14 protein-coding genes are annotated in these 16502 nt (G+C 72.1%); 8 read left to right on the top strand and 6 right to left on the bottom strand.

The genetic code is table 11. The features are described 5' to 3' along the window. Positions 1–83 precede the first annotated feature (83 nt). Positions 84–857: a crotonase/enoyl-CoA hydratase family protein gene (locus OG780_RS03970; RefSeq protein ID WP_328444718.1), complete on the bottom strand. Its 774-nt coding sequence runs from the start codon at positions 855–857 to the stop codon at positions 84–86. 131 nt (positions 858–988) lie between these two features. Beyond that, entirely contained in the window at positions 989–2230 is a 1242-nt protein-coding gene (locus tag OG780_RS03965; protein WP_328444716.1) for a cytochrome P450 family protein, read from the bottom strand. Between the two features lie 316 nt (positions 2231–2546). On the opposite strand from OG780_RS03965, the gene OG780_RS03960 reads away from it, so the two are divergent. After that, positions 2547–3374, top strand: a complete 828-nt coding sequence (locus OG780_RS03960) for an alpha/beta fold hydrolase (protein WP_328444714.1) — start codon at positions 2547–2549, stop codon at positions 3372–3374. A gap of 133 nt (positions 3375–3507) precedes the next feature. Here OG780_RS03960 and OG780_RS03955 read toward each other — a convergent pair whose 3' ends face one another. Then, entirely contained in the window at positions 3508–6351 is a 2844-nt protein-coding gene (locus tag OG780_RS03955; protein ID WP_328444712.1) for a SpoIIE family protein phosphatase, read from the bottom strand. A 42-nt stretch (positions 6352–6393) separates the two neighbouring features. Between OG780_RS03955 and OG780_RS03950 the strand changes: the two genes are divergently transcribed. Further along, positions 6394–6516 carry a hypothetical protein gene (locus tag OG780_RS03950; protein ID WP_328444710.1) on the top strand — a complete coding sequence of 41 codons (123 nt, stop codon included), beginning with the start codon at positions 6394–6396 and terminating at the stop codon, positions 6514–6516. A gap of 105 nt (positions 6517–6621) precedes the next feature. Continuing rightward, positions 6622–7920 (top strand): AI-2E family transporter, encoded by a 1299-nt coding sequence (locus OG780_RS03945; protein ID WP_443062098.1) that lies wholly within the window; start codon positions 6622–6624, stop codon positions 7918–7920. A gap of 97 nt (positions 7921–8017) precedes the next feature. On the opposite strand, the gene OG780_RS03940 is transcribed toward OG780_RS03945, so the two are convergent. Together OG780_RS03940 and OG780_RS03935 are read right to left on the bottom strand one after the other, a co-directional pair. Beyond that, positions 8018–8464, bottom strand: coding sequence for an SRPBCC family protein (locus tag OG780_RS03940; protein ID WP_328444708.1), 447 nt, complete (start codon positions 8462–8464; stop codon positions 8018–8020). Positions 8465–8568: 104 nt separating this feature from the next. Further along, positions 8569–9147 (bottom strand): hypothetical protein, encoded by a 579-nt coding sequence (locus OG780_RS03935; RefSeq protein ID WP_328444706.1) that lies wholly within the window; start codon positions 9145–9147, stop codon positions 8569–8571. 156 nt (positions 9148–9303) lie between these two features. Here OG780_RS03935 and OG780_RS03930 point away from each other — a divergent pair, with 156 nt between their 5' ends. The 4 genes from OG780_RS03930 (at position 9304) to OG780_RS03915 (ending at position 11458) form a co-directional block, all read left to right on the top strand. After that, a complete protein-coding gene (locus OG780_RS03930; protein WP_328444704.1) occupies positions 9304–9813 on the top strand; it encodes a molybdenum cofactor biosysynthesis protein in 510 nt (169 codons plus the stop codon). A gap of 192 nt (positions 9814–10005) precedes the next feature. Next, a complete protein-coding gene (locus tag OG780_RS03925) occupies positions 10006–10368 on the top strand; it encodes an ArsR/SmtB family transcription factor (protein ID WP_326783723.1) in 363 nt (120 codons plus the stop codon). Continuing rightward, positions 10365–10874 carry an SRPBCC family protein gene (locus tag OG780_RS03920; RefSeq protein WP_328444700.1) on the top strand — a complete coding sequence of 170 codons (510 nt, stop codon included), beginning with the start codon at positions 10365–10367 and terminating at the stop codon, positions 10872–10874. Before OG780_RS03925 ends, OG780_RS03920 begins: the two co-directional genes overlap by 4 nt. A 29-nt stretch (positions 10875–10903) precedes the next feature. Then, the gene (locus OG780_RS03915; RefSeq protein WP_328444698.1) at positions 10904–11458 is read left to right on the top strand and encodes a TIGR03086 family metal-binding protein; all 555 of its coding nucleotides are present in this window, start codon (positions 10904–10906) and stop codon (positions 11456–11458) included. A 41-nt stretch (positions 11459–11499) separates the two neighbouring features. Here the strand turns inward: OG780_RS03915 and OG780_RS03910 are convergent, their stop codons facing one another. After that, the gene (locus OG780_RS03910) at positions 11500–13770 is read right to left on the bottom strand and encodes an FUSC family protein (protein ID WP_328444696.1); all 2271 of its coding nucleotides are present in this window, start codon (positions 13768–13770) and stop codon (positions 11500–11502) included. 609 nt (positions 13771–14379) lie between these two features. Here OG780_RS03910 and OG780_RS03905 point away from each other — a divergent pair. After that, complete coding sequence (locus tag OG780_RS03905; RefSeq protein ID WP_328444694.1) at positions 14380–16440, top strand: serine/threonine-protein kinase; 2061 nt, start codon at positions 14380–14382, stop codon at positions 16438–16440. Positions 16441–16502: the final 62 nt, after the last annotated feature.

Here is a 16502-nt window from a genome sequence, read left to right as displayed (position 1 = left end):
GCGCCTTTGAGGGCCGCGGATTCCAGCCCCGCGGCACCTCTCCCGCGCGCGCCGCCCCCCCCACGACCACAGGCCCGAACCTCTCACCGGCTCCAGGCCGGCGGGCGCTTCTCGGTGAACGCCTGGGCTCCCTCGATGGCGGCGCCGGTGGTGAAGACCGGTGCGCTCAGCGGGTCCTGGACGGTGTAGGCGGTGTGATCGTCGAGACCGCGCGTGTCCTGGACGATCCGTTTCGTGACGTGGACGGCCTCGCGGGAGTGGGCCTGGACCCGATCGGCCAGGGTGAGCGCCGCGTCGACGGCCAGGCCTTCGCCGGTGAGCCGGTTGACGAGTCCGTACCGGGCGGCGTCCGGGGCGGGCAGAGGAGCCGCGGTCAGCAGCATCTCCATCGCCACGTGGTACGGGAGCCGGCCGGGCAGGCGGACGGCTCCGCCTTCGGCCGCGACGAGCCCACGGGCGACCTCGGGCAGGGCGAAGAACGCGGTGTCGGACGCGGTGACGAGGTCGCAGGCGAGGGCGAGTTCGAAGCCGCCCGCGACGGCCGCGCCCTCGACGGCGGCGATGAGCGGCTTGCGGACGCGGGCGCGGGTCAGTCCACCGAGTCCGCGGTCGGCGACGAGCGGGACGCCTTCGGTGGGAAAGGCCTTGAGATCCATTCCCGAACAGAAGTGGCCGCCCGCCCCGGTGAGGATGCCGACGGACAGCGACGGGTCGGAATCCAGGCGAGTGAGCGCCGAGTCCAAGGCGTCGGCCAGCGCCTGGTCGACGGCATTACGGACGCGGGGCCTGTTGAGGGTGATGAGCAGGACGCCCGGGCGTGGTTCGGTCGTCATCACTACGGTCTCGTGGCTGTCCATGCGGTGTGCTCCTGGTCGGGGGATGTACGGCATGCGGACATGCGGGAGGGGAGGTACGCGGGCGGGGAGGGCCGTGCCGGTGTGCGGGCACGCGGGCGAGGAGGCCGTGCGGGCAGGCGGTGCGGAGGAGGTCAGGTGCGTACGACCGGCAGTGCCGCCAGTCCGCGCATCACCCGGGCGGGCCGCCAGGGGAGTTCGTCGGCGGGCTTGGCCACCTGCACCCTGCCCAGACGCCGGAGCAACAGAGGGAGGGCCACGGCGCCTTCGAGTCGGGCCAGGGCGGCGCCGATACAGAAGTGGGGGCCGTGACCGAAGGCGAGATGGTCATTGGGCGTCCGGCCCAGATCGAGCCGGTCCGCGTCCGGGAAGCGGGCGCCGTCCCGGTTGGCGGAGCCGATCAGGAGGCTGACGATGTCACCCTCGCCGATCAGCTGACCGTGCAGGCTGATCGGTTTCGTGGCGCACCGGAAGGTGGCGTCGCGCACGGGGGAGTCGTAGCGGAGCAGCTCCTCGACCGCCGTGCCGACAAGCTCCGGGCCTGCTCCGGGTCCGGTCAGCCGGGTGGCCTGGTCCGGGTTCCGGAGCAGGGCGAGCATGCCGTTGCCGATGAGGTTCATGGTGGTGTCGTGGCCCACCAGCAGCAGGAGGTAGGCGGTTGAGCGCAGTTCTTCCTCGCTCATCGCCCCGCTGGTGTCGCCCGCCCGTACGAGAGCGCCCAGCAGGTCCACTCCACCGGGCTCGCCCCCGGCGCGCTTGCCGGTGATCAGGGTGTCGAGGAGGGTGTGCAGGTCCGCTTCCACCCGGGCCGGGTCCCGGCCCGGATCGGGGGCGATCGTGGCCATCAGGGTGTCCCGGGTCGCCGCGTCGTCGAGCTCCTCGGGGACGCCGAGGATCGCGCAGATCATCCGGAAGGTGAGAGGCGCCGCGAACGTCGCGATCACATCGATGTGGGTGTCGTGCTCGATGTCGTCCAGCAGGCGGTTCGCGGTGTCCGCGATGAAGGGTTCCAGCCGGGCGATACGACGGGGGACGAACGCCGCGTTCACCAGGGTCCGCAGCCGGGTGTGGTCCGGGGGATCGGCGTGGACCAGATGCCGGTTCAGTCCGGCCGGCCCCGGAACATAGCCGGGCACCCGGCCGGGGTCCTTGCTCAGCCGCCCGTCGGTCAGCAGTGCCCGGACGTCCGCGTAGCGGGAGACCTGCCACACGGTGGGCCGACCGGGTCTGCGGTCCGCGTGAGCGGGTGCATGCCGGCGCAGCCAGGCGAAGTAGGGATACGGATCCTGCACCCGTGCGGCCAGCAGGCCAGGGGGCGGGGACGGTACTCGGGGAACGGGCACGCCGGCTCCGGACTCGGTGATCGATTCGGTCACCGCGCCAACGCCCGGGCGCGACCGGAGGATACGGAATCCGGTGAACTGCGCGCGCCGGGACAAGCAAGATCGCTCCGGCGGGTCAGTGCTTCCTGTGGCTTCGGAGGCGGCACCTGCCCGGCGCGCCGATGGGCGGTCCCTCGGCTAGAGTAATGCGGACGACGTGCCCATTCCGGTCATTCTGTGCTGTCGACCGCTCCGTCGCCCCCGTGCGTCCGCCATTGCCCGTGGCGTGGCATTCGGCGTTCACAGCCCGGCGCGGGCACCGAAATCGCGTGAAGCGTGGAATTCCGTACCAGCTGGAGAGGAACCACACATGCCCTTCGCCACGGCCGAGGACGGCACGCAGATCTTCTACAAGGACTGGGGATCGGGTCAGCCGGTCGTCTTCTCGCACGGCTGGCCACTGACCGCGGACGCCTGGGACGCCCAGATGAAGGTGATGGCGGACAACGGCTTCCGGGCCATCGCCCACGACCGGCGCGGTGGCGGACGGTCCGGCCAGCCCTGGGACGGCAACAACCTCGACACCTACGCCGACGACCTGGCGGCGGTCATCGAAGCACTCGACCTCCGGGACGTCATCCTGGTCGGCCATTCGACCGGCGGTGGCGAGGTCACCCGCTACATCGGCCGGCACGGCACCCGCCGGGTGGCCAAGGCGGTCCTGGTCGGCGCGATCCCGCCGCTCATGCTCAAGACGGCGGAGAACCCCGAGGGTCTGCCGATCGACGTGTTCGACGAGATCCGCAAGGGCGTCGAGACCGACCGGTCGCAGTTCTACAAGGACCTCAGCGCCCCGTTCTACGGTGCCAACCGCGACGGATCGACCGTCACCCAGGGAACCCGCGACGAGTTCTGGCTGTGGGGAATGACCGTAGGCATCAAGGGTGCCTATGACTGCGTCAAAGCGTTCTCCGAGACCGATCTCACCGAGGACCTCAAGAAGATCGACGTCCCCACCCTCATCGTGCACGGCGACGACGACCAGATCGTTCCCATCGTGGCCTCCGGGGACAAGTCCTCGAAACTCGTCAAGGACGCGGTCTACAAGGTGTACCCGGGCGCTCCCCACGGCCTCGCCATGGTGCCGAAGTTCGCCGAGGTGTTCAACGCCGACCTGCTGGACTTCGCGCGCAGTTGACCGCAGCACATCCGTAGTTGCCCCCGTGGCGCGGTCGATGCGCTGCCCACGAGGGCAACGCCCATGCGGGCGGGGGGAGTTGACTGGCCTCACCGGCCGTTGCCCGGAGCCGAGGCGGTCCAGGTCCGGCGCCTCAGGACGGAGGGCCGGAGGAACCGGCCGGCCGCTCCTCGTCCGCCGGTTCCGCCGCGTCGGGAAGGGCCTGCTCGGTCCAGATGGCCTTGCCGTCCGGGGTGTAGCGGCTGCCCCAGCGCTCGCAGAGGGCGTTGATGAGCTGGAGCCCGCGGCCCCCCTCGTCGGTGTCCGTGGCACGCCGGATGCGGGGCATCGTCAGACTCGCGTCGGACACCTCGCAGACGAGCGTTCCGCTGCACAGGAGGCGAAGACCGATGGGGCCGCCGGCGTGCCGGATGACGTTCCCGACGAGCTCGCTGGCCAGCAGTTCCGTCGTCATGACCAGGTCGTCCAGATGCCATCGGGCGAGCTGCTCCCGTACATGGCGACGGGCCTCACCCGCGGCTTCCGGGCCCTCCGGCAGCGCCCAGGAAGCCACCTGCCGGTCGGCCACGTGGTGCAGGCGCGCGATCAGCAGGGCGGCGTCGTCGGCCGTGGGCCCACCCGGGAGCAGCCCCGCGGTCACGGAGTCGCACAGGACCTCCAGATCGGGAGAACCGGCTTCACCCCCGAGCAGAGCGGCGAGCTGGGCCATGCCCTGGTCGATCTCCCGCTGCGGTGACTCCACGAGCCCGTCGGTGTAGAGGACCAGAAGGCTCTCCGCCGGCAGTTGCAGCTCCGTCGTCTCGAACGGCGGGAACGCGGCGCCCAGGGGAGGGTTGACGGCGACCTCGGGGAAGTGGGCGCTTCCGTCCGGCCGGACGACGAGCGGCGGCGGATGGCCCGCCCGCACCATGGTGCACGATCCGTCGGTGGAGTCGTACAGCGCGTACAGGCAGGTCGCGTACGCGTGCTCGCCCAGGCCGCCCACGATGTCGTTGAGGTGGCCCATGATCTCGTCGGGAGGCAGTTCCAGGGCCGCGAGCGTGTGCAGCGCGGTGCGCAGGCGTCCCATGGTCGCGGCCTCGGACAGCCCGTGGCCCATCACGTCACCGACGACCAGGGCCACCTGTCCCGCGGACAGCGGGATCAGGTCGTACCAGTCCCCGCCCACGTCGGAGGTCTCCCCGGCCGGCAGATAGCGCGCCGTCACGGTCGCCTCGGGCACGGTGGGGAGCTCACGGGGCAGCAGCGCCTGCTGGAGTTCCTCGGAGCGGGTGAGCTCGGCCTCGTAGAGCCGGGCCCGCTCCAGCGCGTGTGCCACCAGGGCGCTGATGGTGATGAGGAGCGTGCGTTCCTCGGCCGTGAGGTGCCGGATGGTGTCGAAGGCGATGACACACACGCCGAAGGTGTGGCCGGAGGCCGTCAGAGGGAGGAACGCCCAGGCCTCCTTGTCGGTCGGAGGCAGGCCGTCGGCGTCGGGGAAGGCCGTGCCCCATTCCTCGCGCGACGAGCAGAAGTGGGGTTCGCCGGTCAGGATCGCCTGCCCGGCGGCACCGGCGTCCGACAAGTCCCTGCCGTGGACTCCTTGCATGTGCTGAAGGAAGGAGCTCGGATAGCCGACGGATCCGATGTGCACCAGCCTCTGGTCCTCGAGGACGAGAACGAGCAGGCCCTGGGCGCCGAACGGGGGCAGGACGCGCTGGGCGACGGCCGTCACCACGTCCTCGGAGGTGGTCGCCGCCGCGAGCTGTGTGGTCAGCTCCGCAGTCCGGCTCGCGCGCTCGGCGGCGGCTCGGACGGCCGCCTCCTCCTCGGCCTCACGGCGACGGCGATCGGTGACATCGGTGAAGTACACCGTGAGGCCGCCGGGGACGGGGACGATCCGCAGGTCGTAGCGGCGTCCGGTGTCGGCCAGCGCGATGTCGAAGCCGGCTGCCGTGGACTGCGCGGCGCCGCGCCGGCACCGCTCCTCCAGGTCGGGCACATGGCGCAGGGCGGGCAGGTGCCACAGGTTCCGGCCGAAGAGCGGCTCGTCGGCCGAACCGAGAATGCGCTCCGCCTCCAGATTGGCGAAGGTGATCCGCCAGTCGTCGTCCACGGACAGGAAGGCGTCGCTCATGTGCCGCAGGGCACGGCTGAGCGTGTCGCGGGTGGAGCGCGCGGCGTCGCTCGCCCAGCCCTTGCCGGTGACGCGCGTGACCTGGCCCTCGTCGTCGAGCACGACGTGACCGGACGCGCGGGTCCAGGTGTAGCCCCCGTCGCTGCGCCGGACCCGGTACTCGGCCTCGAACGGCGCGTGGGTGCGGATGGTGCGTTCGACGGCGGCCAGGGTGGTCGCGAGGTCGTCGGGGTGCACCACCTTCATCCAGGTCTCGACACCGGGCGCGAAGTCCCCGGGCTCGGTCTGGTAGACCTTCATGGCCATCTGGTCCCACTTCAGCTCGCCGGTGCGCACGTCCCACTCCCAGGAGCCGACCGGGGTGGCGTCGAGGTCGGTGTGCAGGAGCGCGGGCGCCGGCATCTTCTTCAGCCGGTTCGTGGTCCATTCGGCCACCGAGGTGAGGAACGTCCACTGCTCGGACGTGGGCTCCTCGTTGTCACCGGTGAGACAGGTGATCGCACCGATGACACGGCCCTCGTAGGCCAGTGGTACGGAGAACCAGCCGGACCGCGACAGCAGCGGCGCGCTGGGCTCGGTCACGTCTGCGGGGAGCGCGGCCACCCACACACGTTCACCGGAACGTACGGCTTGGGCGGTCGCCGTGGGCCCGTCCTGGTCGACGATCTCCCATGCGCGCGTGACCGACGACGGCAGTCCGGTGGAGGACACCAGACGCAGGGCAGACATGGGGCCCCGCAGGTAGACGGCCCCGCCGACGCAGCCCAGCTCCGCGATGGAGTGCTGAAGGGCGAGCCGGAAGACCTCGCTTTCCGTGATGCCGTCGTCAGCGGTGTCGAGTAGGTCCAGCCGCCTGATCACAGACCCAATATAGGGTGCAATGCCGTAAATGACATTAAAGGGATGGTGTGCTTGCCGGAGTGCACCGGGCCGGAGACGGCGGCGGCCGGTCGGGCCGAGGACCGGGTGTCCTTCGGGTTGCGGGGTGCGGTGCGCGACACCACGCTGGCCAGGACGCCCGCGTGATCGACGGCCCGGAACCGGTCGCCCCCTTCCCCGAGGCCGGGCGGCGGTGCGCGTCCGGGCACGCGTGGCGGGTGGGCGCGACGACGGGAGAACGGTGGCACACAGGTGAACGCCGGATCGCGTCGTCCTCACCGGCGGCCTGGCGAGCCCGGCACGGGCCGCGGCGGGCGCCGGACGCGTTACGTCGTGGGGAACCGCTCCTCCCGTGGCGTCTGGACGGTCACGCGGGCGCGAACGGCCGGCGCGTACGGGCGGCACGGCACCGGAGACGACCAGGGCGCCCTGGTGCGTCACGGGCTACGGGTGGCCGCGGCCTACGCGTGGCGCCTACTCGTGATCGGTGTGGTCGCCTATACGGTCTTCGCCCTCCTGGGCAAGCTCCAGCTGGTCGCGGTGGCTCTGTTCCTCGCGCTGGTCGTGACGGCGGTCCTGCGTCCCCTGGCCGACCTGCTGGCGCGGCGCATGCCGAGGACCGTGGCGGTGATCGTCAGCATCCTGGGAAGCATCCTGCTGGTGCTCGGCGTGATGGCGCTGGTCGGTCGTGTCGTGGCGGGCGAGTCCGGCAAACTGGGCCATGAGTTCGCCGGGGGTCTGGGACGGATCGAACGCTGGCTGGAGGGCTCGCCGTTCCATCTGAGTCACGCGGTGATGTCGAACCTCCAGGGCAAGGTGGCCACCTTCGTCTCCGAGCACCGTTCCGTCCTGATCAGCAGTGCCCTCAGCGGTGCCGGCCGCGCGGTGGAGTTCGTCACCGGTCTGGTGCTCGCGCTGTTCTGCTCGCTGTTCTTCATCCGCTCCGGGGACCGGTTCTGGCGCTGGTTCCAGGAGCTGATGCCGGAGAGCGCGCGGGACCCGTGGGACCGCGGCGGGCGTGCGGCCTGGCGGACCTTCGCCGGCTACACGCGCGGCATCATCATCGTGGCGGCCACCAATGCCATCCTCGTCGGCATCGCCCTGTTCCTCCTGGGCGTACCACTGGCGCTGCCGCTCACGCTGCTGGAGTTCTTCGCCGCGTTCATCCCCCTGGTGGGCTCGCCCGTCGCGCTCGCCGTGGCCACGGTCGTCGCGCTAGCCACCCGGGGGCCGGTCGTCGCGCTCATCGTGCTCGGCCTGATCGTCGTCATCGGCCAGCTGGAGGGGCACGTCCTGCACCCGCTCGTCCTGAGCTGGGCCGTGCGGCTGCACCCCGTGGTCGTGGCCCTCTCCGTCATCGCGGGGAGCATCCTGGCCGGTGTGACCGGCGCCGTCGTGGCGGTACCGATGGTGTCGGTCGCCTGGTCCGTGATCACCGAGCTGCGGGCACGCCCCGAGCCGGAACCCTCCGGGCGCTCACCGGACCACCGGTCCGCCTCGGCCGAGCGGCGTTCCGGGCCGACGGGGGATGCCGGGGCCGGGAAGCCGTAGCGGCGCCGGGTCGGCGGCGCCGCTACGTCGTAGCCCCGTAGCCCCGTAGCCGCCTGGCCCTGTGGCCCGTAGCCCCGTCCCCCGTCCTCCCGATTCCTCAGGAGGCCTCGACGGCTGCCTTGATCCGCTGGCCGAAGGCGTCCGCGTCCTTGCGGGCCGCGCTCAGCGCCAAGCCCACCAGGAGTTTGCCGATGCCATGGCCCTCGAGGACGTTGAAGATCCGTACCCGGGTGGTCCGGGGGCCGGTGGACTCGAGGTCGTAGCCGCCCTCCTTCGCCATGACGGTGTTCTTCGAGACCTCGGCCCAGCGGATCCGGCGGGACGGCTCGAACTCGGTGATGCGGAACTCCCGGCCCGTCTTCATGCCGGCGTCCTTGACGGTGCTGGTGAAGACGGTGCCCACGGCCGTCGGGCCCTCCGGAGTCTTCGTGATCGTTTGCACCCTGGGGCTGAACTGGGGGTCGTTCGTGCCGGCGGCGAGGTAGGCGAAGACCTCCTCGACGGGGCGGTTGATCTCGGTTGTCGCCTCGAACTGACCGGACACGGTTCCTCCTGTGCTGCGATCACGGACCGCCCGCTGAGGGCGCGCGGCCGTGCCGCGCCCGATCAGCCTAGGGGTCGGGAGCGCTGCGGGCGCGTCGCGCGGGCTCAGCGGTCGAAGCCGTCGGACAGACGCACGGTGTAGCCGTCCTGCTCCATCAGGACGACGGTGACGCCGAAGGGATTGGGATGGTCCAGCTCCATCGGGGTGAACGCGTACGCGACGGCGGCCTCGACCGGCGGCGGAAGCTCGCCGTCCGGTCGCGGCGCGGGGGCCTGGTCCCAGTCGAGGGCGGTCGCGGACTCGTCCGCGTCCCCGGAACCGGCGGACAAGCACTCCTCGGTGTAGGGGAACTGGTGCAGCACATGCCCGTCCGGGGTGGCGCGGACCATGTTCAGACACGGGGAGGGGCCGGCGACGGGCAGCTCACAGGCGGTGGCGACCTCCTGGGTCTCCCAGGCCAGGACGACCTCGTCCGCGCCGGCCGCCGCCGCGATGTTCGACAGCGCCGCGATGCCGGTGAGCGCGTCGGCCCCGGGCTCGGTCGGGCGGACCCAGACCAGCCCGACCAGCTCGCCCCGTACGAGCGGCATGATGACCGGCCGGGGTACCGCACCCTCGCGCACGCCCTTGACGTAGGCGCTTTTCATCGAACCGACCAGCGTGTCCCACGTTCGCGTGTCCAAGGAAGCCCCTTTGCCGCTGTTGTCTTCGATCACCGCCGACCCTGTCACGCGGGGTGTCCCCGTGTCAGCGGGATGTCCGGCAGGCGACCCCTTCGGTGCCCCTCGCCCGTACGGCGGCGCGGACCGCTCACGCGGACGTCCCTTAGGGTCGACGGAATGGGGCGTGTGGAAGTCCTTCAGCTACTGGTCTCGGCCGTGCACCGGTTCGAGGGCCGACCGGGCGACGGGGTGCCCCCGCTGCCCGACGCGGAACTGGTGACGACCGCTCAGGTGCGCGCCGGACTCGGGATCGTCGGCGACCGCTACTTCAACCATCCGGCCCATCGCAACGCGTCGATCACCCTCATGGCGGCCGAGCGCTTCCCGCAGGGGACGGCCGCGGAAGCGGACCTCCGGCTGACCCGGCGCAACGTTCTGCTCCGGGGGATGGACATCGACGCCTGTGTCGGCGCGACGATCTCCCTGGACTGCGGCACCGGGCCCGTGGTGCTCGCCGTACGCGGCGCGGCCAGGCCCTGCGCCTGGATGGACACCACGCTCGGCCCCGGCTCACGACGGGCGCTGCGCGACGGCGGGGGAATCCGCTGCCGCCCGCTGACCGACGGCACTCTCGCGGTAGGGCCCGCCGAGTTCACGGTGGTGGAGCCGGCACCCGCGAAGGGCTGACCCGAGGGCGCCGAGGGTGGAGCGCGGTCGGCCGCCGCGACGGGCCGGCTTGGACGGGCCGGATTGTGGGAGTGTCCGGGCCGACGGCCGGGAAGCGCCGACCCGTCTAGGTGTATCCAACCAGTTGGTTGACTAAGGCGGGGACCGGGCATACGGTTATTCAACCGACTGGTTGATTACGTGAGGTGAGAGGTGTCCGACGAGCGGCTGTCCCGGGTGTTCTCGGCCCTGGCCGACCCGACGCGGCGCGACATCGTGGCCAGGCTGGCCGCGGGGGACGCCACGGTCAACGAACTGGCCGAGCCCTACGACGTGACGGTGCAGGCCGTGTCCAAGCACATCCGGGTGCTGGAGGACGCCGGTCTGGTCAGCCGCAGCAGAGACGCCCAGCGCCGGCCCTGCCACCTCGAAGGCGAGGTCTTCGACCTGATGACGCGATGGATCGAACGCTACCGCCGCGAGGCGGAGGACCGTTTCCGCCGGCTCGACGCCGTCCTCGAACAGATGGGGGACCAGCCGGGCGAAGGCACCTCCGGCAACGAGGCGGCATCATGAGCACCGCGAACCGGAGCGACCGGCACGAGACGGGGATCGTGGCCGACCCGGCGCTGCCCACCATCCTGATCACCCGGGAGTTCGACGCCCCCGCGGAGCGTGTGTTCAGGGCGTACACCGATCCCGATCTCGTCGTGCAGTGGCTCGGCCCGCGTCGGCTGACCATGCGGATCGACGTGTACGAGGCGCGCACCGGCGGCTCGTACCGCTATGCGCATCGCGAGGCGGACGGGACGGAGTACGGCTTCCGCGGCGTGTTCCACGAGGTGCGCCGCGACGAGCGCATCGTGCAGACCTTCTCCTACGACGGCTTCCCGGACGGCGTCAGCCTGGAGACCACCCTCTTCGAGGACCTCGGCGGCCGGACCCGGGTCACCACCACCTCGCTCATGGCGTCCATCGAGGCCCGCGACGCGATGATCAGAAGCGGTATGCAACGCGGTGTCCGCGAGGGCCATGAGCGCCTCGACGAACTGCTCGGCGGCCGCCGGAGCGGGAACGCCTGAAGAAGAACCGAGACGGAAGGCTTGAGATCATGACGAGCGCAGCCGACGAGCACCGCACTGTCGCCGAGGTCTTCACCGAACGGGTGCGCGGAGTGCGCCCCGGGGCCTGGGAGAACCCCGCGCCGTGCGACGGCTGGATCGCCCGGGACGTGGTGCGTCACCTGGTCGAGTGGTTCCCCGACTTCCTGAAGGCGGGCGCCGGGGTCGAACTGCCGAAGGGGCCGTCGGTGGACGACGACCCGGTGAAGGCCTGGACGGTGCACAGCGACGGAGTGCAGGCACTCCTCGACGACCCGGCCACGGCGCACAGAACGCTGTCGAACCCGCACATCGGCGAGGTCCCGCTGGATCAGGCGGTCGACCGCTTCTACACCGCGGACGTCTTCATGCACACCTGGGACCTGGCACGCGCCAGCGGCCAGGACGAGCACCTCGACCCCGGCAGGTGCGCCCGGTTGCTCGACGGCATGCTGCCGCTCGACGACGTGCTGCGCGGGAGCGGGCAGTACGGGCCACGGGTGGAGGTCCCGGAGACCGCCGACGTACAGACGCGCCTGCTCGCCTTCATCGGACGCAATCCCTGAGGAACCCTCCGAAACGGTCGCCATTCCGGCCGTGGGCACGTTCACCTTCCGGCGCCGTCACCCTCCTGTACGGGCCGTGGCGTCGCGGCTGTACCGGCCGTGGCATCGCGGGCGGTCGCTGGTGGCGTTCCGTCGCCTCGGACCGGAGGCGGCGGCCCGTCCGGACGGCTCCCGCCGATCGCCGTCAGCTCCGCCGCGAGAGTCCGCAGCCAGGTGTCGATGTCGACCAGCGCGGGCAGGACGGGGGCCGGGGCGATGGAGACGACCTCGTGCGGAAGGGGCACCGGCGCCGCCCGGACGCCACCGGGCGGGAAGGCCGCCGCGCTGTCCATCGCCGAGGCCAGTCGCCCCGCGGACTCCCGCGCCCACCGGACCGCTTCGGGCGGCGCCGGGCCGTACGCCTGCCGGGGCAGCCAATGGGATCCGATCACCGCGTGGGAGACGCAGTTGAGCGCCAGGTGCCAGTCCGGTCCGCTGTCGACGGCGTTCCTGCCGCCCTCGGTCCGGTACTGCGCGTAGGCGCGCTCGGCGATGCGGAGCCGGTGCCGGGTCAGCCGGAGCGCCTCATCGGTGCCGCCGTGCCGAGGCCGTGCGTCGCCGGACGTCCCGGACGCCTCGGGTGCGCCGGACGTCCCGGACGCGCGGACCACGGCGGACACGGTGACCCGCACCAGGGGCGCCGCGGAACGCAGCATGTCCGCCACGCCGCGCCGAACCTCGGCGTGGGCTCCCGCGGGCCAGGCGAGCACACCGCACACCAGCCCGATCGTGCAGCCCGCCAGGACGTCGAGCAGCCGTGTCCCCGCCAGCCGCCAGTCGGCCGGGGCGAGCTGGCTGAAGGCGGCGGCGACGACCAGGGTGAACAGTCCCTGCGCCCAGGCCGGTCCCGCGATCGGCCCCACCGAGAACGCCACGAGCATGGCCGGCACCAGCACGGCGGCGTACACCTCGACGGTGCCGCCGGCCTCGAAGATCAGCACCCCGGCGGCCAGCGCGCCCACCAGTGTGCCGACCGCCGCCGAGCGCACCGTGGACCAGGTCGCTCCCGCGGTCGTGCGCCCCAGTGTCAGTACGGCCAGCAGCACCCAGAAACCGTGCGAGAGGCCCAGGGCCCCGGCCACCAGACGGGCGGCGCCGAGGCCCAGGGCCGTGCGTACGGCGTTCTGGAACAGGACCGAGCGCAAGGTGAGGTTGCCGGTCAGACGCAGAGCGAGGAGCCGCGCCGTGGAGGGCCCCGCGTACCAGAACTGTTCGGGCGGCAGCCCGGCCGCGTCGCGGCGCCCACCGATCGCCACGGCCACCGCCGCCTGGGCGGTCAGGGCCGAGGCCGCCATGACCAGCAGGTCGGACCGGCACTCCAGCAGTCGCTGCGACGCTTTGGCGTCCGTGTCGGGCCCGCTGCCGGACGGACGTCCGCGGACGGCGACGAAGTCGGCGACCATCTCTTCCAGGGCCTCGGGCCCCGGGACGGCGCGGGCACCACGCAGAGCGCCCGCCGTCGCGGTGGAGCCGGCCGCGACACCGCGCAGCAGCTCCTCGGAGGGCGGATCGGCGGCCGTGGCGGAGTCCGGCCGCTCGGCCATCCGGGCGAGCTGGTCCAGTACCCGCCGTGTCGCGGCTCCGGCCTGTGCCAGTCCCCGGTCGGTGCGGCCCGCTCCCGTCGGACGTGAGCCCGGTGGCGCCTGTGACAGCCGCAGCGCCAGCCCTTCCTCGCGCAGGCGCCGGGCCCGCTCGGGAGAGCGGCGGTGGCCCCGGGCGGACGCGAGCGCCGAAGCGGCCGCGAGGTCCAGGGCGGCGGCGATCCGTGCCCGATACGGCTGGACGGGCGGGGCGGGCAGGAGCAGCAGCTCGCACAGGACCAGCAGGACGACACCGGCCAGCAGGCCGCCGAGGCGCTGCGGAAGGGTGTCCGGCGCGTACGGCGGGAAGCACGCGAGCACGTAGAAGAGCAGCAGCCCCGGGACCGCGCCCGCCGCGGCCGGTCCGTACGCGGAGGCGAAGGAGATGGCGAAGCCGACCACCAGCATCCCGGCGACTGCGGAGGCCGTCGTCACGGCGAGAGCGGTGCCGAGGGCCGTCAGCGCCACGGCCACCGGCAGCACGATCAGCATGGTCCGCGCCCGGTCCCGGCCGCCGCCCGGGATCGGGGAGAGGACGCCGAGCGCGATCGGCGCGAAGAGGGCGTAGACGGCGACGACCGGCTGGTCCAGCGCGTAGAGGGCCGAGTAGAAGCCCGTGGCGGACGCGACCGTGACCCGTACGGACTGCCGCGCGGCCCGTACGCGACCGGGGGAGGGGGGCCGCTTCGGCATGGACGTTCCTTCCCCGGCGCCTCCCCGGGCCCGTCCCCGCCGTACGCCCATTGTCGACCGGGACCGGGTGCGAGGCACGGGCAGCGACGGCGCCGCGGGTCCGGGTCCGCGCGGGGACGGGACCCGGCTCGGCCGTCCGCCCGAGTCGGTCGGCCGAGTTCCTGTGACACGGGGGAGCCGAGGCCGGCCGTCGGCCGGCTTGGCCCGAGGCCGGTTTTCGGCTTCGCCCGAAGCCTGACTTCGGCTTCGCCTCGGCTGTCCGACGGATCCGATCCGCGCGGACAGGAATCCGCGCCGGTTGAGGCAACAACAGGGTTTTCACGTAAGGCAGTTGAGGAGACAGGCACCGACGGGCGGCCGGTCGGTGTCCGGGCCCGCGACACGGTCCGCAAGCGTCTCGTCACCCGGCGGTCGGGAGCGTGCCGTCTGATCAGGGGTTTCTCTACCCAGGAGGCGGGTGAGCGCATAACATCCGGACGGGAAGTCACCCGGAAGGCATGTCGGGGCAACCTGCCGGGACGCGGGCCCGCCCCCGACTCGCCACCGCCCCCGACCACTCGTCACATCTCCGCCTGCGCACCTGTTCAGTCCCGCACGAAGGAACCATCAGTGAGCGAATCCGGATCCTCCGGAAGAGTCCAGCCGGCTCAGGCCGGCGATCCCTCCCGAATAGGTCCGTACCGGATCGTCGGTCGTCTCGGTGCCGGTGGCATGGGTACCGTCCACGCGGGCGTGGCCTCCGACGGAACGCGTGTGGCGGTGAAGGTGATTCAGCCCTCGCAGGCCCAAGAACCGGAATTCAGGGCCCGTTTCAGGCGTGAAGTCGACATGTCCTCCCGTGTCACCGGCCCGTACCTGGTCCCGCTGCTCACCGCCGACGCGAACGCCGCGCAGCCGTGGCTCGCCACCGAGTACGTCGCCGGGCCGACGCTGCACGAGCACGTGCTCGCCCAAGGACGGGTCGCCGGCCCCAGTCTGTACGCTTTCGCGGCCGCCACCGCGCAGGCGTTGGCCGCCGTGCACGCCGTCGGCGTGGTGCACCGTGATGTGAAACCGCAGAACGTCATCCTCACGCCCTCCGGTCCTCGCGTCCTGGATTTCGGCATCGCGCACGGCGACGACGACACCAGAGTCACCCGTCCCGGAGCCACGACCGGTACCCCGGGCTGGATCGGTCCCGAGCAGTACCGGACGGGAGCCGCCGGATCCGAGAGCGATGTGTTCGCCTGGGGAGCGCTCGTGGCCTACGCGGCCACCGGGAAGTCTCCGTTCGGGACGGGCGCGCCCGACGTGGTCGCGTTCCGCGTGATGTCGGGTGAACCCGACCTGGGCGGTGTCCCCGCGCCCCTGCGCGAGATCGTGCTACGGGCACTGGCCAAGGAACCGGGGGACCGTCCCTCGGCCGCCGACGCCGCCGAGGAGTGCTTCGAACTCCTGGCCGCGCAGCTCATCCAGGCGATGCGGGCCGACACGTTGTTCACGCGGGCGGAGGACATGGTCACCGCGGTCTGGGACATGCCTCACGTGGACGATCCGGCGTGGCCACGACCCCCGAGACGCGGGCGAAGACCATGGGCGGGCACGCTCGTTGTCGCGGCCGCGGTCATCGGGGGCCTGGCGGGCGGAGTGGTCGCCCTGATGCCCGGCAAGCCGGAGAGCGGCCGCCACCCGACGCCGAACGCTTCCTCCGTCCCCGCTTCCCCGGTTCCCGTCGCCTCCACCCCTGCTTCCTCGGCTGCCGTCTCCTCCCCGGCCGGCATCCCGCAGCCGTCCGGGACGGGCACCGGGGCGAGCACGAAGGCGAGCACGTCGGTGAAGCGCGAGCAGGCCACGAGCGGCCGTCCGGCGAGTGTGGAGAGCTGGGCCGACGCGAGGTCGGCACGGGGCGAGGGCGAACACGACGTGGCCCGTGCCGTCCTGCGCGACCAGGGTGTTCTCGTCCGGGAGCTCGGCGACGCCATCGACCTCGTCCCGAACACCGTGAGGTTCCACGCGTCGCGCGGGGAGGTCTACCTGTCGTACCGGCTCGCCTCCGACGAGGCGGGAACGCTGTACGCGGAGACGGAGGTCGCCGGTCTGATGTGCCGGACGCTGCGGGAGTCCGTTCTGCGTCTGCACCCGGAACTGCCGTACCGCGCCTTTGTCATGGTGAGGGAAGCGACCGGTCATGACCCGCTGGTGACCTGGGACGACGACTTCCTCACCGACGCCCGATGCATATCGGCCGACGACGACTTGAGCCCTGCCGGCGCAGGACTGGGCTGGGAGCCGGACGAGCAGGGCCTTGGCCAGGCCATGATTCCCAGCACCGACCGCGACGAGATCGGCGTCGCGGACCGCGCCACCCGCAGGATCATCGAGCGGACCAACGGGATGCGTACGGCGCTCGGTACGGATCGCGTGCTCGGCAACGCGGAGCTCAAGGTGGGCTTCGATCCGAGTCGCTCGGCGATGTATGTGTGGTCGGACTACGGGACGTGGAATCAGCGGCAGGCCGAGGCCTGGGCGGGGATGGCGGCGGGCGAGGCGTGCCGGGCTCTGGTGCGGCAGCGGGACAGCGCGGGCGACGCGTGGCCGTACTCGCGTTACGCCGTGGCGGAGAGAGGCGGCTCCGGCTATCTGATGATCCGCTGGGGCACGGCCGGAACCCTGGCCGACTGTCCGGCCTGACCCCGACCCGACCCGACCCGACCGCCCCGCCCCGGGCCGGGCAGGGTCTCCGAGCATGAACG

The organism is Streptomyces sp. NBC_00386, from assembly GCF_036063235.1.
GTDB lineage: Bacteria > Actinomycetota > Actinomycetes > Streptomycetales > Streptomycetaceae > Streptomyces.
This window is presented reverse-complemented; position numbering and strand designations above follow the sequence as displayed.

What these genes read in the sequence shown, in the direction of transcription:
- OG780_RS03970 (WP_328444718.1), bottom strand. Translation starts at nt 857, where the DNA reads ATGGACAGCCACGAGACCGTAGTGATGACGACCGAACCACGCCCGGGC.
- OG780_RS03960 (WP_328444714.1), top strand. Translation starts at nt 2,547, where the DNA reads ATGCCCTTCGCCACGGCCGAGGACGGCACGCAGATCTTCTACAAGGAC.
- OG780_RS03950 (WP_328444710.1), top strand. Translation starts at nt 6,394, where the DNA reads ATGGTGTGCTTGCCGGAGTGCACCGGGCCGGAGACGGCGGCGGCCGGT.
- OG780_RS03930 (WP_328444704.1), top strand. Translation starts at nt 9,304, where the DNA reads ATGGGGCGTGTGGAAGTCCTTCAGCTACTGGTCTCGGCCGTGCACCGG.
- OG780_RS03920 (WP_328444700.1), top strand. Translation starts at nt 10,365, where the DNA reads ATGAGCACCGCGAACCGGAGCGACCGGCACGAGACGGGGATCGTGGCC.
- OG780_RS03915 (WP_328444698.1), top strand. Translation starts at nt 10,904, where the DNA reads ATGACGAGCGCAGCCGACGAGCACCGCACTGTCGCCGAGGTCTTCACC.
- OG780_RS03910 (WP_328444696.1), bottom strand. Translation starts at nt 13,770, where the DNA reads ATGCCGAAGCGGCCCCCCTCCCCCGGTCGCGTACGGGCCGCGCGGCAG.